The sequence below is a fragment of the Bacillus sp. K2I17 genome (assembly GCF_002209985.1).
Classification (GTDB): Bacteria; Bacillota; Bacilli; order Bacillales; family Bacillaceae_G; genus Bacillus_A; species Bacillus_A wiedmannii.
Genome location: NZ_NJGF01000004.1, coordinates 161,648 through 183,224, shown reverse-complemented (window position 1 = coordinate 183,224; position 21,577 = coordinate 161,648). Strand labels below are relative to the sequence as shown.

Genomic DNA, 21,577 nt, shown 5'->3' with positions numbered 1-21,577 from the left:
TAATATGCCCGATTCATTGATTACAATGATCATAGCAATATTATCCTTGTTCGTCGATGTTCTGATTCTTCAGAACATTGACAAACAGAAACCCTTCTCTCTTACATCCAATTATGTAAGACGCCTATACCTTGTAAATAAAAAAGATATATTAACAAAAATATACCATTTCCGCCTCTCAAAAATCAATTATTACGCATCCAAATTTTCACATTATCGTTACATAAAAGTAAAAGGGAAGTTTTACTTTACACTCCCTTTAAACTACTTTTGCTCATCTTAAGTTCATCATTTTCAAACTTACTTTAAATCAAATAGTCTCAATTAATATTATCAAAAACTCTTTACGATACATTATCTAATTTCCTCAAACTGAATACTCTCTGTATTACCATCATAACTATATTTAATCAGCTTTATATCCGTCCATTCTGCTGGAACAATAGGTCTTCTTCCAATAGTATAGTTCCTTCTACAAACAATATTTTTATAATTTATTACATGTGGAGGAAATTCAGATGCCACTAGAAATGCATTTATCATTGAATAATCACCGTAAGCATATTCCTGGTTTATCCAATCAACATACTTCATGACTTGATCAATGGCTTCACAATCAGCCTTATCCTTTTTTATTTCTATAAGTAAATATTTAGACACCACATCATATCCTGATATAAATTTATATCCAAAAACATCCATTTTATCCATATAATCAACAGGTTTAAATGGAGAAGCAATTACTTGATGAGACACATAGTCCCATTTCCCAAATAAACTAGTATCATTATTCGCTATTATATCTACTATACTCGCTTCAATTGCCATTTCATGTTTAATCTTATCGTCTACAGCTGCATAGTTTAAAATATTCTCTGACTTCATTAAATAATCATTACCAATCTTACTTTTCAGTTCTTCATGAAAAGATATATCGAGATTAAACTTCCCTTCATCCTCATAAATATATTCTTCGTTTCTTTTTAAGATTATATTTTTCAATGCTCTATTTTCTTCTTCATCAATCTTAATAAATGATTTTTTCCAAAAAGCCCTTAACATCCGAAAACTTTTTGGGCTAAATGATAGTATTTCATCCATGTCTATCCCTTTTTGAAAAAATGCAGGTGCGGGTGTAAAGATGCATAAACATCTATTATTAATACTATTTTTGTCCCTATGATAAAGCATATTGCCTTTAATTAATTTATACTCTTGGATCTTAGGAACATCTGCACCTGGATAGTTTAAATACTTGCAATCATCACCTATATTAATTAACTCACCGACTCCGTATATTTTTCTATTTTGAAAAAAGTATACATTATCGCCCTCTTTCATGCTGAAATAATCCGCAAAGGTTCCTTCATGATGGGATTGCCAAGAGTTCTTCTTTGGTACACTGAGATTAGTGCTATATACCCCATTCTGCAAATAATCTCCCACATTTGTTTTTTTATCTAAACTAAAAATATAGCCCGCCATATTTCAAACCCCTCTTGTTTATTTTTTGATATAACTACTATTCATTTTAATCACTTCCTCATAAAAATGAAGGCTAAATTTACATATAATTCAAATCTACTATATTTAGTTTAATCCCCCCTATAGTTATCATCTATCCATACATAACAAAAGGAGTGACTATAAATAATCACTCCTTCCCTCATTTATTAAAATAAACTCAACTGCACAATACTGTCCATCTTCTCTTCTTCTTTGTTAATTTCTAAAATCCTTTGACCCATTCGTTCCACCAAATCAACCACTAAAGCATTTCCCATACAAAAGTATCTGTTTCTTTGTGGCATACCTGTATTTGTCCAGTCCATCGGGAAACCATTTAACAATTCACATTCAACTGGTGTTAAATATCTTAGTCTTTTTGTATAAGGATCCTCAATGACATGTGAACTTCTATTACATGTTCCTTCACTTGTTAACATTGTACGCCCAGGCTTATCTAAATCATCAGGGAAAGCCATTCCTCCCTCAGAGTAGAAATATTTATGACCTGTCGCCTTTGATACTCTTTCTTCTTTTTTAGGACCTTTAAGATACTTAAGTTCCTCAAATTCTGTTCTTCCTTTTTTGTTAATCTTATCCATTTTCAAATAATACGATTCATCTGCAGGGCCAAATTTATCATATACCTTTTGAACAACTTCACCTAAAGTCTCTGGATTTTCAGTTACTGGAACTAATTCTTCCGTATATACTTGTCCATCCATCATTACGCCAGAATTATAGTATTCAGCTTTAAATGTATCAGAAACCTCAATAATATCGACTGGCAACTCAAATTGCCCTCTTTTTTTGTTTTCTTCAGGGGCTTCATGCACATTAAAAATTGGAGCGAAGAATCCATTTTCACACAATATCTCTAAAGGCTTCATTTTACTTTGAACAGATGTGAAATGAGATTCTTTTAAATACGCAAAAATAAATACTCTTCGTCTTCTTTGAGAATTTCCATAATCCGCAGCGTTAATAACTCTCCATTCAACTGCATACCCTGCATCTCTAAAACTTGCCAGCATAATAGAAAAATCACGACCTCTTTGTTTTGCTGGTGACTTCAATAATCTATCTACATTTTCTAACAAAACAAATCTTGGCTTACGAGAATTAACTATGTTCATTATCTCCCAAAAAAGAACACCTTTTTTCCCTTGTATTCCTTTTTCATTTGATAAAGTACGTGCTACAGAATAGTCTTGGCAAGGAAAGCCTCCTACTAATAAATCATGCTCAGGTATTTCCGGCCAAGCTTCAGCTATATCTCTATTTACATGTATTCCTTTATTTTCAAAGCGAGTTGCATAACAATTAAATGCATGTTGTGCTTTAGTTGAGGGTTCCCATTGGTTTCCCCAAAGAACGTCAAAGTTTTCGTTTGCTTCTAGTCCTAATCTAAAACCTCCTACTCCCGCAAAAAGTTCTACTACTTTCACCATAAATACACGAACATCCTTTCGGTATTTTATTTATCTATGCTTCATTATAATAAAAAGTGAGGAAAAGATCAACTATAACATTTCAAGAACCATACTTTTTTACAATTCCTTATTTTGGCTTGTAACAATTAAGAAAACAGTTCGCTACTATATCAATATTATAAAGGAAGAAACTTCCCTTGAACAGATCCAATATAACCGTTATCTAATAAAACAAATTGTCTTTTCCTTCTTATAAATTTTACTTATATAAAATTGAAACAGCTTTTTATTATAGCATAACTTTAATATGTATTGTTTAAAATCATACAACGCAGCACTGGATACAGAAAGGGGATTATTATGGACTACACTACAATAGAAAAACTAATGAAAAAAGCACATGAGGCTGAAGGAAAAACATTTGGTGAAATCGATACAACTGACCGACTCGCAAACGCAAAATCAAAAGGCGGATTAGGTCAAGTAATTGAGGAGAGCTTTTTCGGATATGAAATAAATTCAAACGCAGAAGCTGACTTTAAACACCTTGGTATTGAACTCAAAGTAACTGCATTTAAACAAAATAAAAACGGTTCATTATCAGCCAAAGAGCGGCTAGTCTTAAATATTATCAACTATATGGAAGAAGTTCATACACACTTTGAAACATCAAGCTTTTGGAAGAAAAACGAAAAACTACTATTAATGTTCTATGAATGGGTACCTGGTGTAAACCGTAAAGATTTTCACATTACAAAAAGCCTTTTATTCACCTATCCCGAAGCTGATTTAGAAATAATTAGACAAGACTGGGAAACCATCGTAAATAAAATTCGTGCCGGAAAAGCACATGAATTATCTGAAGGTGATACAAACTATTTAGGAGCTTGCACTAAGGGTTCCAATAAAAATTCACTTCGCTCACAACCGTATTCTGAAATTCCAGCAATGCAAAGAGCTTTTTCGTTAAAGCCTTCTTATATGACAGCACTAGTTCGCAGGTATCACCTAAACGAAGAACTAGTAAGTTTTACAACAACAAATGAACTAAAAGGAAAATCTTTAGAAGAAATCCTTTATTCAAAATTTGAAAATTACATAGGCTTAACTGATCAAGAAATCGCTCAAAAATTATCTATTGATTACAAACCTACAACCAAAAGCTTTGTTCCACTATTAGTAAGCTCTTTACTTGGTATCAAAGGAACTCGACTCGATAAAATTGAAGAATTTGCGAAAGCTAATATAGAATTTAAAACAGTTCGTTTAGAGCCCAACGGTAAACCCGAACAAAGTATGTCATTTGAAACAATTGATTTTCATCAATGGACAAATGAATCATGGGAAGAAAGCGAAGTCCGAGAACGCTTCTATCAAACCAAGTTTTTATTCGTAATTTTTGAATTTAACCAAACAAAAAAAGAAAATCCAAACCGTAAACTCTACTTTAAAGGGATTAAACTTTGGAACATGCCTGCCCCTACAATAGAAAAAGAAATACGTGAACTATGGGAAGAAGTTAATAAAGTAATACATGAGGGTATTCAAATTGAATATAAAAAACGTGGTGACAAAGTCGTCGAAGCAAATAACCTACCAAAAATAAATTTCAACGGTGTCGCACATATTAGACCAAAAGCCCGCAACGGTGCCGATAAAGTAACTTTACCTGATGGTCAGCATATTACAAAGCAGTGTTATTGGTTGAATAATTCTTATATTGCTTCTGTTGTTGCCAATAACGTTAACGAATGATTTAATCTTAATCTATAATTTCTATAACCATAAAAAACACCTTCTCACTTCACATGATTAGTACATACAGTGAGAAGGTGTTTTTTTACATAGCTTATTGTAGAAGTACTACCTCCCATCATCTCAAGCCAATTCCTCCTATCAACTCACCATATCCTAAACTACTCTCCTCCAAAAACCCCCTACTCTCCCCACTCCCCTTATAAAAACTCTCCCAACCTCGCTCCCTCAAAATCCCCTTCCAACTATCACTCTCCACCATCCTCTTAATCACACCATCCCAATAAGCAACCTCTTCCTCCGTCATATCTTTCGGGCCCATGATTCCTTTCCAGTGCTGGAAGATGACGTTGATTCTTTGTTCTTTCCATGTTGGGATTTCGGGTAGTCGGTCTAGACGTTTTGGTGCGGATACGGCTAGTATTTTTACTTTGCCGGCTTTGTATTGTTTTTCGGCTTCGGATAAGGTCATGGTTGCGGCGCTGATTTGTTTGTTCGTTAGGGCGTTTATGATTTTTTCTTTGTTTTCGTAGACGAAGAATTGTAGTTCGGCAGGGTTTATGCCGAAGGCTTTGCTTACTTGTACGAATGATAGGTGATCGTCGTTTCCTAGACCTGGGGCAACGCCGATTTTGAAGTTTTTCTTGTTTTGTTTTAGTTGTTCCATTAGTTGATTTGCGTTTTCTATGTTTGATTCTTTTGATACGACAACGACTTCCCAGTCCGATGCCAATGTTGCGAGTGGTGTGAAGTCTTTATAGGTTAGTTTACTGTGGCCTAGTAGGTTGTTCGTTATGAGTAAGCTTGAGTTAATCGCCAGTACGTGACCGCCTTTTTGTTTCGTATATTTCCATCCGACGTCACCGCTGCCACCGACTTTGTTTGTGACTGTGATTGGTTTTGTGAAGATTTTTTCTTCTGTTAGCGTTTTTTGCATCGCTCGTGCCGTTAAGTCCCATCCTGCTCCTTGAACGTTTGGCGCAACGATTTCTACTTTGTCGATGTTCACTTTACTCGTATGGGATTTTTCCGAAGAACAACCAACTATTACTCCTGTCATGATCCATATACATAGTAATAATCGTTTTTTCATAGTCCTCGCCCTATTCGATATTTTCGTTCTGGTCGTCCGATAATGCCGTATGTGTACTCTACTGTGCATTCGTTTGTCACTACTAAGTATTCTAAGTATCTTCTTGCGGTTGTTCTGGAGGCACCCATTTGTTCTCCCATTTCTTCTATTGTAATGCCCTCTTCGAATCCTTTTATAATCCCTTTCACTTTTTGCAGTGTTAACGGATCCACACCTGTCGGTAAGTTTTTTATGTCTTGTGTTTGCGAAATGCCGAAGAAGTTGTCGATAAGTGCTTGATTCACTTCATTGTTACTATGTAATAATTGCTTCTTTCTTTTATAGTCTTCAATTGTTCGAACAAATTTTTCTAGCGTGACCGGTTTTATAAGGTAGTTACTTACGCCGTTTCGAATTGCTTTTTCTAGCATACGGTTTTCATTTGCCGCAGTAACCATAATGACGTCAACGTCTGGAAAGTCAGCATGGATTTTCGGTAATAAGTCCGTTCCAATTCCATCTGGTAAATAATTATCTAATAGAAGTAAATCGATTTCTTCCCTTTGTAGTAGTTCCATCGTTTCTTTCGCATTCAATGCTTTTCCGATCACTTTTACGTCTTTTATTTTTGATAAAAACTCTTCTTGAATTTGTGCGACGCGGAAATCATCTTCTGCAATTGCAACCTTCAACATATGCCCATCCCCCTGTTTGTCATGTACTTTCTCTCAATGTTTTCGGAAGGTAAATTGTAAAAATAGCTCCCCCATTTTTCTCGTTTTGAATCTCAATTGTTCCTTCTAGTAGATCTACCATTTCTTTCACGTTTGCTAGTCCGTAACCACGATCATTTCCTTTCGTTGAAAACCCTTTTTGAAAAATGGTCGTGATTTTTTTTGCTGGTATCCCTGCTCCACTATCTATCACTTCAAACACAATATCATGCCCAATATCCGTAACGAAGAAGGAAACATTCTTTTCCTCTTGCTCACTCACCGAATCAAACGCATTGTCGATTATGTTTCCAAGAATCGTAATAAGGTGTGAAACTTTTATATGGTCCGGTAACGGATGCAGCGCACTATCTCCTTCAATATGAAAATCAATTTTCTTCTCAGATGCTGTTCCGATTTTCCCTAATAAAATTGCTTGTACTTTCGCATCATGAATTTGATGGAATAAAATATGGTTTTGGCTTTGATGAATATTAGATTCTTGCTGAATAAATTCAATCGCTTCTTTGTAATGTCCTAACTGAAGTAATCCTGATAAGACGAACAGTTTATTTGTAAATTCATGTGTTTGAGCACGTAAGTCCTCAGAATACTTTCTTACCTCAGATATCGTATTCACTAAGTTTTGCAGTTCTGTTTTATCTCTAAAACTACATACAACGCCTACCGTACTGTTATTTTCGAGTATCGGTGTCCTATTTAAAATAAACACTTTATCTTGAAACGCGATTTCTTGATCGTTTTCTAGCACTCTCTCCATATTAAATTCCGGTAAAACTTTTGAAATGTGCTGCTGCATATAATCACTATTTACATGTAGCATTTCTTCTGCCGACGTGTTCATCATCGTAATAAAACCGTTTTGATCAATGGCGATAATCCCTTCTTTTATAGATAGTAGTATCGCGCTTCGTTCCCGGTATAGCGCTGCGATTTCATTCGGCTCTAAACCGAGTGTATCTTTACGAATGCTACGTGCTAAAAGAATGCCACCAACAATGCCGGCTAATAATACAGCTAAGGAAAAGAGTATAATTTCTTTCGTCCTGCTCAGTATATTAGATTCGATACCTTTTATTAAAAACTCTACTGTCACAACACCTACGACTTGATCGTAGTCTCCGTTATGAACAATAATGGGTGCCTTTGCCATTAAAGCCGGACCACTTTCACCATTTCCTTCAAGCGTATAATAACCGCCAAAAGTAAGTGCTTCATAGTTATATGGATTGTTACTCTTTGTGCCAATTAACTCCGAATTAGAATGGGAATACATCACCCCAAAGCGATCTTCTATAATGACATAATCTGCACCAGCTTGCTCACGAACCTGTTCCGCAATGGATTGAATCGTACTTTTATGCTCGTTATTTTGAAAAGCATCTTTTATAGCAGGCATAAAAGAAAGCGACTTCGCTGTTTGCAGTGCTAATTGTTCCACTTGTCGATTCGTATCAACGGACTGAATGTAAACAAATATTCCCGCTAATAGGAGAACGACAAATAAAATTAACGCGATAATTAAGCTTACTATTTTCGTTTGTAATGACACTTTGCGTGATTTCTTCATACTTCATATCCTTTGATAAAATATTCAAAACTATCAATCTCCTTTTTCTATTATTATGACAAAACGAATAATGAAGCAACTATTAAAACTCTCCATGTACATAAAGTACAAAAAGAATAAAATTGTCATAATATTGAGATTTTATTCTATAGACAGTACAATTCAACTACAATAAAAACGCTTTCATATTTATCATTTTATTTATAAGCAAGAGGAGGAATTATTATGGCTCAAGCAAAATCTAACCGAGTCGCCGGCAATATTTTCAAAGGTTCAGTCGGCAATTTAATTGAATGGTATGACTGGTACGTTTACTCTGCTTTCGCTGTTTATTTTTCAGCAGAGTTCTTTCCTAAAGGCGATCCAACGAGTCAGTTACTGAACACAGCGGCTATTTTCGCAGTTGGTTTTTTAATGCGCCCTATCGGAAGTTTATTAATGGGTCGCTATGCGGATCGGCACGGACGCCGGGCAGCGTTAACGCTTTCGATTACAGTTATGGCCGGTGGTTCTTTAATTATCGCCTGTACACCTAGTTACGAAAGCATCGGCATTATGGCACCAATTATTTTAGTTCTTGCCCGTTTACTGCAAGGATTATCACTTGGCGGAGAGTACGGAACTTCCGCAACATATTTATCTGAAATGGCTAGTAGTGGACGCCGTGGTTTTTATTCAAGCTTCCAATATGTAACGCTCGTTGCTGGGCAAATGGTTGCGTTAGGTGTTCAAATTGTTCTTCAGCAATTACTAAGCGAACCAGATATGAAATCTTGGGGCTGGCGTATTCCATTCATTATTGGAGCGATGGGCGCAGTAGCTGTATTATGGCTTCGCCGCACAATGGATGAATCGGAGCAGTTTGCAAACATAAAATCACAAAAACGCGAAAACGCAGGAACCGTTCGCGCTCTTATGAAACACCCGAAAGCAGTATTAACAGTAGTCGGCCTAACATTAGGAGGCACTGTCGCATTCTATACGTACACAACATATTTACAAAAATTCATGATAAACACAGTCGGTCTTCCGAAAGAAGTTGTAAGCTGGATTAACTTTGCCGCACTACTTATTTTCGTCGTACTTCAGCCAATTGCGGGGCTATTATCCGATAAAATTGGACGCCGCCCACTATTAATGGCTTTCGGTATTCTCGGAACATTACTAACAGCACCGATCTTCTTCTTTATGGAAAAAACGACAGAACCAATGGTAGCATTCTTACTTATGATGGTCGGTCTCATTATCGTTACTGGCTACACTTCCATTAACGCAATTGTAAAAGCAGAACTATTCCCAACTGAAATTCGTGCACTTGGCGTAGGTTTACCATATGCACTAACTGTTGCGATATTTGGTGGAACAGCTGAGTTCATCGCATTATGGCTAAAAAGTATCGGGATGGAGTCACTATTCTACTTCTACGTAGCTGGATGTATCGCGATAAGCTTTATTACGTATTGGCGTATGGATGAGTCATCGAAAACTTCGCAGATTGAGGCGGAGCTTGGTGGTGGGGGTACACTAGCTAATAATAAGTCTAGTTAAAATTATGTATTCTATTATCTTCGTTTATCTAAAAAAGCATAATTCATTAATATGCAATTTAAAAACCTCTACTTATATGTAGAGGTTTTTGTATGAAGAAAAAACACGTAGTTCCATTGTTATTTTACAAACCCCAAATTCTTCCTCATCTTAAAGTGGAACAAATTTATTACTTAGAGTGTCTAATAAGTGTATTTCTAATATGAGTTGTCCAAATTGGATACAACATATCCCGTTTGACATCTATTTTTATGTATTACAAAAAAATGAAAGGACTTATTATTCCCAAAAGTAAAAAACATGTATTGTAATACTTTCACAGGTGAACCATTACAAGTGGAAACAAAAAAGAAATAACGCAAACTGTGACTTATCAATCATATAAAGTGAAACTTTAATCAGCGGGGGGCTTACTGCCCGTTAATGCGGGATAAACGTTTTGGATGTCATTTAACCTGTGAAATTTCAGCTGCAGTAGTATTGTTACCTTATGTCATCTTTAATTGCATCGGTATTTAGAATACCTAGACAAAATCCATATATTCTTGAAAGAGGTTGAAAATTTATGTTCGTTTTAAACAAGTTCTATAACATTTTACATTACAAAAAGATTGTACCTGTAGTATTACTTTCATGTGTATCACTTATAGGCTGTTCCAATAGTAATGCTCAATCTGAACCACCTAAACAAACGAATCAAGCTAATCAAATTAAACAAGAAAATACAGGAAATCAATCTTTTGCTAAACTTGAAAAAGAATATGATGCTAAGCTTGGTATTTATGCACTGGACACAGGTACGAATCAAACTATTGCTTATCATTCAGATGATCGTTTTGCGTTTGCATCTACATCTAAATCATTAGCTGTGGGCGCTCTTTTACGCAAGAACTCATTAGAAGCTCTTGATCAAAGAATTACGTATACTCATGTAGATCTTTCTAATTATAATCCAATTACTGAAAAGCATGTTGATACAGGAATGACATTAAAAGAACTTGCAGATGCTTCAGTTCGATATAGTGACAGCACAGCACATAATTTGATTCTTAAACAGTTAGGAGGTCCCTCTGAATTTGAAAAAATCTTGAGAGAAATGGGAGATACTGTTACTACTTCAGAACGATTTGAACCTGAATTAAATGAAGTGCATCCAGGAGAAACACATGATACCAGTACACCAGAAGCAATAGCTAAGACGCTTCAATCATTTACATTAGGGACTGCACTTCCAACAGAAAAACGTGAACTATTAGTAGATTGGATGAAGAGAAATACAACTGGAGATAAATTGATTCGTGCGGGCGTACCAAAAGGATGGGAAGTAGCTGATAAAACAGGCGCGGGATCTTACGGAACAAGAAATGATATCGCAATTATTTGGCCACCAAATAAAAAGCCAATTGTTCTTGCTATACTTTCTAATCATGATAAAGAAGATGCTAAATACGATGATAAACTTATTGCAGACGCAACCAAAGTCGTGTTAAATACCTTAAAAGCTACGGAATAAATGATAATATGTTAAAAGTTTTCTATTTTAGGCGGGTGTTTTCATCAACTAAAAATTTAATAGTGTCCCAAAAACGAAATTTGGTGCTAACTTGTAATAAAAAGCTCATTTTTATTGTTTGGGGATAAATCATTCTTTAAGCTTGATGGCGATTTGGTGCTATCCCTAAAACATCTGGACTTTAATAGCCAACTAAAAAATGCAAACAAAAAGACCTTTAATCAGTCGTTTTGTTTGCATTTCCTTTTTCTAAAACCACAGAAAAGATAAGTACTATAGTTAACAGCATAATAAACCTTACTTCACTTCCGTCACTTACAAAAAATGAATACAAAGTATACATTAAAATTAATATTCCATAAATAATTTTGTGCAATATACTCCCTCCTTTTTGCCGTATATATTTTAGTATAAAAGTTTGATTCAAGTCCTATATCCAAATGAAAATAAAAATCACCTGTGATATACACAAAGTACTTTTCTCTTGTTAATTTATCTATTTCACTATATTTATCTATTTTCTTTTTATAACTCAAACTTCTTTAAATCGTACTTTTCTAGAATTTGCTACAATTCATTTTGTTCATATGGAATATGCTTATCTGTCTGTACATCTTCAACATTTGCTCCACCTGTTAATAATCTCCTGTACTTAAAAGAGTGCCCTGTTAATACTGTTGTAATCATTTTGTATTGCCCTCCTTTTGTTTGATTACTTGTATCATAAAACAAGTATCTGAAGTTGATATGTAGTCTATCTAGAGTGTATGTAAATTTAGAAAATCTCTAATAAAATGTTTGTATTGTAACGTTACCACCAAAACTATTGCCCTACACACCATGATTTGAAGAGATAGGCCCCGTGTTCTAGTCTCAATTCCTCCTACTGTTCTATATTCAGTAGAACTAGTTAATTCCTATAATATAAAAAGAGCACCACTTTTTGGATGCTCTTCGTTATAACTATATATTATTTAATTTCCTTCTTTTGCTGGTACCATTTTTCCTTCTTGAGAGTCTGTACCCTCTGTTCTTTCAACAGTTTTTGCATGTTCTAGTTTTTCAGGGGCTCCCATTTCAAATCCAGATTGAGAATCTGTACCTTCTTTTGTTGGTACCATTTTTCCTTCTTGAGAACCTGTACCTTCTGTTCTTTCAACAGTTTTTGCGTCTCCTTTAGGAGTTGCTGGCACTGCATCTTTAGGCAAATCAAAGTTTTGTGAGAAAGACGTTGTTCCATCTACACTTTGTGTAATTACTTGATTTGAACTATCTTCATTTGACTTTAAATTGTCCATTTTCGCATCATCTGCACCTACTGCACCTCCCGCTACCAATCCTGTACTTAAAAGTGCTCCTGCTAATAATGTTTTAATCATTTTTCATTACCTCCTGTTTATTTGTAATATTCATCAAAAAAGTATCTAGAGTTAATGTTTTAGTCATTATCTTTATCTACTTGCTTTTTGATTACATTTAGCATAAGACAAGAATCTATAGTTGATATGGACTGTATCTGGAGATTATGTAAAGAAAAATAGATGATCAATTGTATATTTTAAGGGATGCTTAGACAATATTGAAACTTTATATGAGTTTGAACAATTGAGTTCCCCTTTGTTTTCGGGTGTGAGGTTTTTAGCTGGAGTGGAGTGAGGGACTAACCTTTTCTAAAATATATTTCTTAGTGTTCTCTAAAATAGAAGCTGCAGAAGCAACCTCAAACTTCGGAGACTGGTACCCTGTAAATTTTTCATATTCACATAAAAAAGCATAAAACACATTAAAACAACACTCAAAAACACCTGTTGCTAATACATTAAACATATTTCTATCCATAAATAGAGCTTGCTTAGCATCCCTTATATTTATATTACCTCTTACATCAATAACACTACTCCCTATACTTCTCACTAAGTTGTGTCCAATATTTAGTACCCCAGCTGCCATTCACAGTACAATATCCGTTATCTGCAATCCTTACACATCACATTTGAAATGCATACACGCATCATAAACAAAAAGAACACCACAATCTCAACACACTTTCATGTACAAAAATATATAAGTCGCCAAATAAAGGAACTTATCCCCAAAATAAAAGACCACCAAAAGGCAGTCTCCCTCAAAACTCAATCCTATTCCCCACTCCGTGCTCCACCGCTTTCTCATACAAATACTTCGCAACGACAATATCCACTACCGCCAAACCAACCGATTTAAAAATAGTAATCTCTTCATCGCTCTCTCTACCAGGTTTTTCTCCACTAATGATTTGTCCAAGTTCAGCGTAGATGTCGCTCGCTTCAAATAAACCTTCTTGTATCGGAACTTGAAGATCACCCGTTTCTTCTAATGCTGCTTCTTTTGATTCGACTACTACTTTGTTTGCGCCCGCGATGGCGTGGGATGGTAGTTCTTGCATGCTTGGCCTGAATGAGCCGACGGCGTTTACGTGGACGCCTTTTTGTAGTTTTTCTGAGAAGACTGGTGTGGATGCGTTCGTAGTTGTGACGATGATGTCTGCTTCGCTTATTGCTTCATTTGCATTTGTGTGAACATATGCAGGTTTATTGAATCGCTCTTTTATATATTGCAAGAATGCATATGCTTTTTCTTCTGTTCGATTGTATAAAATGACTTTTTCGATATCTCTTACCGCAAATACAGATTCAGCAATTCCCTTCGCCTGTTCTCCTGTCCCGATAATGCATAAAGTTTTTGCGTTATGACGAGCTAAATGTTTTGTCGCTACTCCTGATAGAGCCCCTGTTCGAATCATCGTTAAGTAGGATCCTTCTAAAAGTGCGAGCGGTTCTCCCGTTTGAAAGTCTGATAGCATAACAATCCCGTTTATCGTTTTCTTTCCTATCTTTTTGTTCTCGGGGACTACTGTTACTACTTTTAAACCAAGTGCCTCAAGTCCTTCCGCTACTGAAGGCATAATTAATGCCGTATTTTTCTCGTTCGCAAATGGTAATGAGCCGCGAATTGGTGTGATCGTTCTTTCTGCGGAAAATTCTTTTAAAGCAAGCGCCGCGTATTCAATGACTTCGTTCATATTTACTAAGTTTCGTTGTTCGTTCGCGCTTATGACTAGCATATCTTTCCACCTCCTCCTCTTATCCTAACAAAAATCCCCGATTCAAATCATCTCTCGGGTCTATAACGAACTGATGAAATCCTGTAATAAATGCATACCCCGTTACTTTCGGAACGACAGCTTCATATGTATGTACCGCTGTTACCGACAATACTTCCCCCTCGAATTTCCCGTCAGTAATGCATTCATGGACGAAAATTTCTCCCTTTTGTAAAGCATCTTTTTCAAAAAGAGTTGCGATTCTTGCGGAAGTTCCTGTGCCGCAAGGAGAACGGTCTACTTGCCCATCAGCGAAGATTGTTACATTTCGTAAAGTTGCGCCTTCCCCTTTCGGTCCATCTGAGAAAATAACGCCGTATATTCCTTTTAACCCTTCTTCAAGTGGATGTTTTACTTCCATTTTGCTCTCGATGTAGTGCTTAATTTTACTGCCCCACGCTTGAATAGCAGCTAAGTCTTTGAAATCGACTTTCAAACCAAATTCTTTACTATCTACTACCGCATAAAAGGCTCCGCCAAACGCGATATCTACTTGAAATTCATAGTTATCTATTTTAATAGGAACATCTTTCTTATATACAAATGAAGGAACGTTTTCAAATGATACAGACTCTACTTCGCTCCCGTTATATGTTGCATACGCAATCACTTCCCCGGCAGGGCTATCAATAATGAACTTTTGTTTCTCACCTGTCACTTCAAACATACCAGTTTCAATTCCGACTGTAATAACAGCAATAATGCCATGACCACACATCGTACTCCAGCCTTCATTGTGCATAAATAATACACCAAAATCAGCGTGAGCACTTGCAGGTGGAGTAATGATACAACCGTACATACCGTGATGTCCTCTCGGTTCATACATAAGAACCTCTCAAAGATGATCCAAATGCTCCATACAGTACGCGCGTCTTTCTAGCTGCGTTTCTCCTTTTATTTCTGGCACACCGCCTGTAATAATTCGAAGCGGTTCCCCAGCTACGTGAGCATCAATTGTCGTGTACACTTTACTAACCTTTATTTCTATCTCTCCCCTATATGTTGATACTCTTTTTATTGCAAATATCATGCCAACGCATAGGGTATAAATTTGTATACATTGTGTAAAAAAGCATACACTACTGTCTATTTTTTTATACAGTAGACAGTGAGTGATTCTTAGCCCGCACAAAACAAAAAAGCCATAACGTCACTACTTGAGCAAAGTTATGGTTCCTTCTTAAATTATTTCGCGGGATTGGAGCCAAAATCAAATTTATCCCGCATTTAACGGGCAGTAAGACCCCCACCTCAAAATTCAGCGAAAGCAAAGAAGTTAGGTGGGGGATCAACTGCCCGTAAAAGCCCGATTGGTTCAACTAATAATCAGTGGGGGATGAACAAAACCCCCACTGATTAAAGTTTCACTTTATATTTCACTCGGCAATTTTTCCCACTCACTTAAATGCATGACATCTTGTTTTACGTTTTTCTTTTCAGGAAGTAAACATAGAAATTCTAAAGAATTACCGTCCGGATCATAAAAGTAAAGATTCGCAGTAGGTGTCCACGTCTGAACCATAGGCTCAGACGGTTCAAGACCGAAAGCGGACCTTGGGTTTATTCCTTTATTAAGAAGCCATTCTCTTGCATGAATGATTTCTTCATAGTTAACCTTGAATGCAAAGTGACTTGTATGAAATGCTTCTTCTGATACCTCCCAAATGCCCAGCATTTGTTCCTTCTTATTATCTTTATCAAACCAAAAGAATGCTACACGTCTTTCTTCAATTGTGCGAGCATGAAATAATCCAAGTTTCGTATAAAACTCTTTTGCTACTTCTAAATTTCTTGTTTTAACATGTGTTTCATATAAAGTACCTGGAAACAAAGCATATTCCCCCTTTATATTTTTAGAAATTCTTACTATAAAGCCTATTTTAATAACCTAGAAATAGAAGTAATATCATATTCCCCTTACATGTTTTTTCAATTTTGTTGCCCTAATGCTGAATAAAAAAGAAAATTCTCTCCCCCCGCCACATATACTGTTCAAAAGCAAAAAGGAAGTGATCCCATGTATTATGGAACAAAAGGCTGGTACGTAGCCGAACTAAAAAAATTAGGCGTACGCTATCACGAAGGACGAAAACTAGAAAGTTACCGCGGACACGTTTTACGCAATTTATTACTTGTACAACAAGAGAAATTAAAAGAACAGTAATATACTAATGTAGAGATATCGGCGATTCTCGGAATATATCAACGATTTTTTAAATTTATCGACGATTCGACATAGGATATCGACTTACCGACAAATCCCCCTAATTCATCTATCTACACTACCAACCAATCACACATTAATATCAAACAAAAAAGGTCACCCAAACGGGTGACCTTCCTTTCTTATTCACAAACAAGAATTTGTCTAGTAAATGATCCTTTTCTTGTAATACAGCGATCTGTAATTTCAAATCCTGCTTCATGAATCATGTCGTCCATTGTTTCCATCGTGACAACGACTACCTTTTTAGCAATGCGGCGCGCACTTGAAAGAATGGAGAACTGGTCTTCTGGTGTTGCATGCGTAAATAAGTCGTACGGCATATCGATAATTGCAACGTCGTAGTTCTCAGTAATTTCCTCAATTGGACCTATTGTTACTGTCCCTTCAAATCCGAAATGTGCGATGTTTTTTCTCGTTCCAAGAACTACAAGTGGATTTATATCTCTACCAACGATGTTAATTCCCATAGAAAGTGCTTCTACTACTACTGTTCCAATACCGCAGCACGGGTCAATTGCTCGTACTCCATCTGGATTTGGTACAGCGATGTTTGCAACTGATCTCGCAACACGTGTGCTAAGAGATGTCGAATAACTATGCGGTTTTTTTATGTGATGATACCAAACTGGCTCACTTTCTACATAGTGCCCGAAGTACCAGCGTCCTCCAAGAGGAACAATCCCAAATACACGCTCTGGATTACGAACATCCGCTTCTCCTTCAATATGCATGCCAAGATCTCGTTCAATAAGACGTCTTTCTCCATATTCAATTTTATTCTCTCCAACGAGGTCATTAATTTTAACGAAGATAACTTTAAATGACGCCCCCGCCAAATCAATTTGTTCTACTTGTTTTAAAATACTTTCTAAGTCGTCTCCTTCATACATAACCTCAACGCGCTCTTTAATAAATGCACTTCTACTCGGGTCAATTTTGACATCACTTTTCAAAATATTAACGTGAGACTCCATTCCAAAGAACGAGCGCATTTCCAAATAACATAAAGCACGCTCCTCCTCACGAAATGCATACGTATATATACATGCAGGTGTTTTACTATGATTATTCAATCTATTATCATCCTCTATATCGTTATAATTACAATACTTTTTCATATAAAATTAAATGATATCACATGCCGGAAATAAAGAGAAACGTTAATAAATAAAAGAGACTGCCTATTGGCAATCTCTTTTAATTTATTAACGGAAAGAAGATACGTTATTACCCTTCGCTTCGTAATAATCTAAAATACCTTGATAAATCGCTTCCGCTGCAGCTTGTCTCTGTTTTGGTGTAGCAATTTTATCTGCATCACTTTTATTATCTACAAATGCTAATTCTGTTAATACAGCTGGCATTGTATTTTCTCTAGTTACGTATAAGTCTTGATGTTTTATACCACGATCTTTTGTTCCAAGTGCTGCTACAAGACGGTCTTGAATTTTTTGTGCTAATAACTTACTGTCTTCTACATGCGGATTTGTTACTTTTGCTCTTGCTGACTGATAATATAATGTTTCTGTACCTTGTCCATTTTTATATTGAGAGCCATTAGCATGGATACTTACAAAAATATCTCCATTATGTTCCTGTGCAAACTCTACTCGCTTTTTCAATGAATCTGTTGAGTCTACTCCTGGACGTGTATTATCTGTACGAGTGAACATCACAGTAAATGGTGCCTTTTGCTCAAATATTTTCTTTAATCGTAATGATACATCTAATACAGTTTGACTTTCTTTCTCGTAATAACCAACATTACCTGAGTCAATTCCACCATGACCTGGATCAATAATAATCGCTTTACCTTCTAAGAAGTTCTCTTGCTTCACTGGGTTTAATTGGTTTTTATCAACCCACTGGAAACCAGCGCCTACGCGGATTCGAATCCAGCTGCCACTCTCTTCCATAATCGTTACTGTTTGTGCATTATATGTACCTAGCACTTGAGAACTATGTGAAGCTGTTTCATATGCAGTAAAGTCTTGGTTAATTGTTTCTGTTTTTTCTTGTAGAGGTGTCCACTTCTCACCTTTACTTGTTACAATTTTCAACCAGCCGTCTGCTCTTTGCTCTTTCACTTCAACCATTTGTGGCTTATGCTGAACGTCAGTAATACCAGATGATAATGATGGTTGATGATATGTAATAAAGTTTCTGTTCATATACATTCTTTTTGATGTATTTGTTTTATTTTTATCAGCCATCGCAATGAACTGAGCTGCTTCTGCACGAGTTACAGTTCCTTCAGGATTCCAGCCATTTCCCGTACCATTAGAAATCTCTAAGGCTACTAAAATATTAGCTTGTTTCTTACCCCAATGAGGTTCCAAATCTTTAAACTGTGTTGGAAGTTCTCCAATAATTTTCTTATCTAATGAGTACGCTTGTACTAACATAGATGCCATAGATGCACGGTTCATTTTATTGAATGGATTAAATTTACCAGTACCATCTCCATTAATTACACCTGCTTTTTCCACTGCAGCAATGTACGGTGCTGCCCAATGGCTCTGTGCGTCTTTAAAAGATGGTTTTGCTTTTGGATCAATCGGTAAACCAAGAACGACTGCTATGATTTTTGCAGCTGATCCTCTATCTACTGCTTCAGATGGAGAAAACGTTCCATCTGGCTTTCCATCAAGCGCTTTTTTTCCTACTAAATATTCAACTGATTCTTGCGCCCATGTAGGAACATCCGAAAACTTCTTTGCTGCTGCGAAACTACTTACTGGAGACGATAATAAACTTGCGGCTAAAATACCCGCCGCGACTGCACGATACTTCATAAAAAATAATACTCCTCTCGACAATCAATTTTTAATAACGCGTAATCTTAATATATAAATTTCAATAAATCCGAACAAAAAAAATTAATGCGCCTCTATCATTTTATAATACTCAAATTATGTAGTAAACCTACTTTCTTAATATTGTAAAATAAAATACAATTAATTTACTTTTTGTTAAATAAAGTCGATTTCCCTGCAAACAAAAAATAGGCTACTAGAGGTAGCCTATTTCTTTTCTTATTCTGCAATCATCTCTGATAATACATATGCATAAACAAGTGCTTCTGTATGAGCAATCGAACTTTCATGTGTACGCTCAAATGCATGAGAAGAATCAATACCCGCTCCAATTAATGCATGTTTCACATCAAATCCAGCGTGAATCGCAGCTGATGCATCCGATCCATAGTACGGATAAATATCTACTTTATATTCAATATGATTCTTTTTCGCAAGCTCTACTAAATGTTTACGCAGTGCATAATGATACGGACCACTAGAGTCTTTTGCACAAATAGATACAGTATACTCGTCAGATGCTTGTCCATCACCTAGCGCTCCCATATCAACTGCTAAATATTCAACCGTTTCTTCTGGAATGTTAGAGTTACCACCGTATCCAATCTCTTCATTATTAGAAATTAAGAAATGAGTTGTATATGGTAATGTTATGTTTTCATCTTGTAATCTCTTAATTAATTTTAATAGAATCGCAACACTTACTTTGTCATCTAAATGACGTGATTTTATGTATCCACTTTCTGTAATTTGAACGCGCGGGTCAAATGAAACGAAGTCTCCTACTTCAATTCCTAATTCGCGTACTTCATCAGCTGAAAATACACGCTCATCAATACGAACTTCAATATTTTTCTCATCGCGTTTCGCTTCACCTGCATCTTTATATACATGCACAGATGTTTGATGCATTAAAATCGTTCCTGTATACGTCTTACCGCTTGATGTTTCAATTTCGCAATATTCTCCTTCTACAGAGTTCCAGCGAAATCCGCCAATCATAGAAAGACTCAGACGACCGTCAGGCTTAATTTCTTTCACCATCGCACCTAACGTATCAACGTGTGCCGTTAATAAACGGTGCTGTGCATCATTTTTCCCTTTTACCGTTAAAATGAGAGCGCCTTTATTGTTACGCTTCGTTTCTACATTCCACTCACTTACATAATTTTCAATAAAACGAATGATTTTCTCTGTATTTCCAGATGGACTTGGAATAGAGACAAGCTCCTTAATAAGTTCCATCGTTTCTTTCGCATGATGTGCCATTGTCGTTCCCTCCTCATTTTCTCTATTATTTAGTATACCGAATTTACTATAAATCCTCTACTCATATAGCTTAATTTTCTAAATTGCGGTAAAATTCTTTTTAGTATACAAAAGGAGTTATAAAATATGAATATATCAAAAAAATATATACACATTGCACTCATTTGGTTTTTAGCATCATTATTTTGTTTACAAGTTTCTTATGCAGTTCACACTACTACTTCTATTACAATTGGCTGGGTATTAACAGTTATCTTCTTCATTATTAGTTTAATTGCAACAAAAAAGCATAGCGTTACTCACTAACGCTATGCTTTCCCTACGAAACTATTCTTCTGAAACATCCAACAAATAAATGCCTCTTTCAAATCCACCGCGCTCTATTTCTTTTTTCTTACGAAGACGTTCTACATCTTCAATTGTTGCACCTTCTGCACGCGCTAATGAAATGATCACTTCCAGTGCATCCGCAAGAGAATCTAGCGCATGTTCACGCTCTTTCATAGAAGCAAATTCACGAATTTCTTCCGTTCCAATTTTCGCTAAAGCTTGTATGTATGCTTGTCCTGTTAATTTTTGTGCTGTATATGTTTTTCCAGACCTTAAAATCTTCTCTGGAACACGATCTCTTACTAACTTGTTATATGCTGACATCATTCATCCTCCTATGTTTAATAACATCCGAGCTCTGCTTTATAGAAAAACCATTTTTTCTTCACGCACGCACTAAGCATATCAATTCCTGATCCATGTGCCCTTACGTGAGGAAAGAAATAGTGCTCTGATTCTTCTTCCTTACCATATAGAGTTTGGTACTCAGCTGGAATTGCTTCTTTTTTCACATCTTTTTCTTTCGTCACTTCGCCAGAAAACGCAACGCTTGGATGTCCTTCAAAAAACAACGCAGTTCGCACAGCCATAGATGGTGTACTATGCAAAGTATAATATGCTATTACGATCATGCCGATAACACCAATAATTTTCTTCAT

General features: G+C 36.0%; 18 protein-coding genes and 2 pseudogenes. 5 read left to right on the top strand and 15 right to left on the bottom strand.

Features of this window, described 5'->3' with window-relative positions:
• Positions 1-354: 354 nt before the first annotated feature.
• A complete protein-coding gene (locus CER22_RS07570; RefSeq protein ID WP_088608482.1) occupies positions 355-1,485 on the bottom strand; it encodes an endonuclease NucS domain-containing protein in 1,131 nt (376 codons plus the stop codon).
• A 188-nt stretch (positions 1,486-1,673) separates the two neighbouring features.
• Positions 1,674-2,957, bottom strand: a complete 1,284-nt coding sequence (gene dcm / locus CER22_RS07565; RefSeq protein ID WP_088608481.1) for a DNA (cytosine-5-)-methyltransferase — start codon at positions 2,955-2,957, stop codon at positions 1,674-1,676.
• Between the two features lie 342 nt (positions 2,958-3,299).
• On the opposite strand from dcm, the gene CER22_RS07560 reads away from it, so the two are divergent.
• On the top strand, positions 3,300-4,694 hold the full coding sequence (locus CER22_RS07560) for a Sau3AI family type II restriction endonuclease (RefSeq protein WP_088608480.1): 1,395 nt from the start codon (positions 3,300-3,302) through the stop codon (positions 4,692-4,694).
• 118 nt (positions 4,695-4,812) lie between these two features.
• On the opposite strand, the gene CER22_RS07555 is transcribed toward CER22_RS07560, so the two are convergent.
• The 3 genes from CER22_RS07555 to CER22_RS07545 are packed head-to-tail and all read right to left on the bottom strand — an operon-like array spanning position 4,813 to position 8,070.
• Positions 4,813-5,787: a tripartite tricarboxylate transporter substrate binding protein gene (locus CER22_RS07555; protein WP_088608479.1), complete on the bottom strand. Its 975-nt coding sequence runs from the start codon at positions 5,785-5,787 to the stop codon at positions 4,813-4,815.
• Positions 5,784-6,461 carry a response regulator gene (locus CER22_RS07550; RefSeq protein ID WP_088608478.1) on the bottom strand — a complete coding sequence of 226 codons (678 nt, stop codon included), beginning with the start codon at positions 6,459-6,461 and terminating at the stop codon, positions 5,784-5,786. The genes CER22_RS07555 and CER22_RS07550 overlap by 4 nt, the downstream gene beginning before the upstream one ends.
• A 19-nt stretch (positions 6,462-6,480) precedes the next feature.
• Positions 6,481-8,070 carry an ATP-binding protein gene (locus CER22_RS07545; protein ID WP_088608477.1) on the bottom strand — a complete coding sequence of 530 codons (1,590 nt, stop codon included), beginning with the start codon at positions 8,068-8,070 and terminating at the stop codon, positions 6,481-6,483.
• Positions 8,071-8,295: 225 nt separating this feature from the next.
• Between CER22_RS07545 and CER22_RS07540 the strand changes: the two genes are divergently transcribed.
• Both CER22_RS07540 and blaIII read left to right on the top strand, forming a co-directional pair.
• Positions 8,296-9,618: an MFS transporter gene (locus CER22_RS07540; protein WP_088608476.1), complete on the top strand. Its 1,323-nt coding sequence runs from the start codon at positions 8,296-8,298 to the stop codon at positions 9,616-9,618.
• A 565-nt stretch (positions 9,619-10,183) separates the two neighbouring features.
• Positions 10,184-11,131: a class A beta-lactamase BlaIII gene (gene blaIII / locus CER22_RS07530; protein ID WP_088608475.1), complete on the top strand. Its 948-nt coding sequence runs from the start codon at positions 10,184-10,186 to the stop codon at positions 11,129-11,131.
• 217 nt (positions 11,132-11,348) lie between these two features.
• Here the strand turns inward: blaIII and CER22_RS32975 are convergent, their stop codons facing one another.
• From CER22_RS32975 to CER22_RS07505, 5 genes and pseudogenes are all read right to left on the bottom strand, one after another.
• Entirely contained in the window at positions 11,349-11,507 is a 159-nt protein-coding gene (locus CER22_RS32975) for a hypothetical protein (protein ID WP_002159080.1), read from the bottom strand.
• 598 nt (positions 11,508-12,105) lie between these two features.
• A complete protein-coding gene (locus CER22_RS07525) occupies positions 12,106-12,510 on the bottom strand; it encodes an alpha-ketoglutarate permease (protein WP_088608474.1) in 405 nt (134 codons plus the stop codon).
• A 746-nt stretch (positions 12,511-13,256) separates the two neighbouring features.
• Positions 13,257-14,234, bottom strand: a complete 978-nt coding sequence (locus CER22_RS07515) for an ornithine cyclodeaminase family protein (RefSeq protein WP_088608473.1) — start codon at positions 14,232-14,234, stop codon at positions 13,257-13,259.
• A gap of 19 nt (positions 14,235-14,253) precedes the next feature.
• Positions 14,254-15,258 (bottom strand): annotated as a pseudogene (locus tag CER22_RS07510) (proline racemase family protein).
• A gap of 387 nt (positions 15,259-15,645) precedes the next feature.
• Positions 15,646-16,107, bottom strand: a complete 462-nt coding sequence (locus CER22_RS07505) for a VOC family protein (RefSeq protein WP_088062151.1) — start codon at positions 16,105-16,107, stop codon at positions 15,646-15,648.
• Between the two features lie 132 nt (positions 16,108-16,239).
• On the opposite strand from CER22_RS07505, the pseudogene CER22_RS07500 reads away from it, so the two are divergent.
• Positions 16,240-16,440: pseudogene (locus CER22_RS07500) on the top strand (YflJ family protein); the annotation flags it as partial.
• Positions 16,441-16,622: 182 nt separating this feature from the next.
• On the opposite strand, the gene CER22_RS07495 reads toward CER22_RS07500, so the two are convergent.
• The 3 genes from CER22_RS07495 to CER22_RS07485 form a co-directional block, all read right to left on the bottom strand.
• Positions 16,623-17,576, bottom strand: coding sequence for a TRM11 family SAM-dependent methyltransferase (locus CER22_RS07495; RefSeq protein WP_088062149.1), 954 nt, complete (start codon positions 17,574-17,576; stop codon positions 16,623-16,625).
• Positions 17,577-17,708: 132 nt separating this feature from the next.
• Entirely contained in the window at positions 17,709-19,298 is a 1,590-nt protein-coding gene (locus CER22_RS07490) for an N-acetylmuramoyl-L-alanine amidase (protein ID WP_088608472.1), read from the bottom strand.
• A gap of 240 nt (positions 19,299-19,538) precedes the next feature.
• Positions 19,539-20,588, bottom strand: a complete 1,050-nt coding sequence (locus tag CER22_RS07485) for a M42 family metallopeptidase (protein WP_088062146.1) — start codon at positions 20,586-20,588, stop codon at positions 19,539-19,541.
• Positions 20,589-20,714: 126 nt separating this feature from the next.
• Between CER22_RS07485 and CER22_RS07480 the strand changes: the two genes are divergently transcribed.
• The gene (locus CER22_RS07480; RefSeq protein WP_087985735.1) at positions 20,715-20,894 is read left to right on the top strand and encodes a hypothetical protein; all 180 of its coding nucleotides are present in this window, start codon (positions 20,715-20,717) and stop codon (positions 20,892-20,894) included.
• Positions 20,895-20,915: 21 nt separating this feature from the next.
• On the opposite strand, the gene CER22_RS07475 is transcribed toward CER22_RS07480, so the two are convergent.
• On the bottom strand, positions 20,916-21,242 hold the full coding sequence (locus CER22_RS07475; protein WP_087985736.1) for a nucleoside triphosphate pyrophosphohydrolase: 327 nt from the start codon (positions 21,240-21,242) through the stop codon (positions 20,916-20,918).
• A 17-nt stretch (positions 21,243-21,259) separates the two neighbouring features.
• On the bottom strand, positions 21,260-21,577 hold the full coding sequence (locus CER22_RS07470) for a hypothetical protein (RefSeq protein WP_087985737.1): 318 nt from the start codon (positions 21,575-21,577) through the stop codon (positions 21,260-21,262).

Excerpts from the sequence above, each read along its gene's own strand:
- CER22_RS07570 (WP_088608482.1), bottom strand. The coding sequence starts at position 1,485 with ATGGCGGGCTATATTTTTAGTTTAGATAAAAAAACAAATGTGGGAGAT.
- dcm (WP_088608481.1), bottom strand. The coding sequence starts at position 2,957 with ATGGTGAAAGTAGTAGAACTTTTTGCGGGAGTAGGAGGTTTTAGATTA.
- CER22_RS07560 (WP_088608480.1), top strand. The coding sequence starts at position 3,300 with ATGGACTACACTACAATAGAAAAACTAATGAAAAAAGCACATGAGGCT.
- CER22_RS07555 (WP_088608479.1), bottom strand. The coding sequence starts at position 5,787 with ATGAAAAAACGATTATTACTATGTATATGGATCATGACAGGAGTAATA.
- CER22_RS07550 (WP_088608478.1), bottom strand. The coding sequence starts at position 6,461 with ATGTTGAAGGTTGCAATTGCAGAAGATGATTTCCGCGTCGCACAAATT.
- CER22_RS07545 (WP_088608477.1), bottom strand. The coding sequence starts at position 8,070 with ATGAAGAAATCACGCAAAGTGTCATTACAAACGAAAATAGTAAGCTTA.
- CER22_RS07540 (WP_088608476.1), top strand. The coding sequence starts at position 8,296 with ATGGCTCAAGCAAAATCTAACCGAGTCGCCGGCAATATTTTCAAAGGT.
- blaIII (WP_088608475.1), top strand. The coding sequence starts at position 10,184 with ATGTTCGTTTTAAACAAGTTCTATAACATTTTACATTACAAAAAGATT.
- CER22_RS07525 (WP_088608474.1), bottom strand. The coding sequence starts at position 12,510 with ATGATTAAAACATTATTAGCAGGAGCACTTTTAAGTACAGGATTGGTA.
- CER22_RS07515 (WP_088608473.1), bottom strand. The coding sequence starts at position 14,234 with ATGCTAGTCATAAGCGCGAACGAACAACGAAACTTAGTAAATATGAAC.
- CER22_RS07490 (WP_088608472.1), bottom strand. The coding sequence starts at position 19,298 with ATGAAGTATCGTGCAGTCGCGGCGGGTATTTTAGCCGCAAGTTTATTA.
- CER22_RS07485 (WP_088062146.1), bottom strand. The coding sequence starts at position 20,588 with ATGGCACATCATGCGAAAGAAACGATGGAACTTATTAAGGAGCTTGTC.
- CER22_RS07480 (WP_087985735.1), top strand. The coding sequence starts at position 20,715 with ATGAATATATCAAAAAAATATATACACATTGCACTCATTTGGTTTTTA.
- CER22_RS07475 (WP_087985736.1), bottom strand. The coding sequence starts at position 21,242 with ATGTCAGCATATAACAAGTTAGTAAGAGATCGTGTTCCAGAGAAGATT.
- CER22_RS07470 (WP_087985737.1), bottom strand. The coding sequence starts at position 21,577 with ATGAAGAAAATTATTGGTGTTATCGGCATGATCGTAATAGCATATTAT.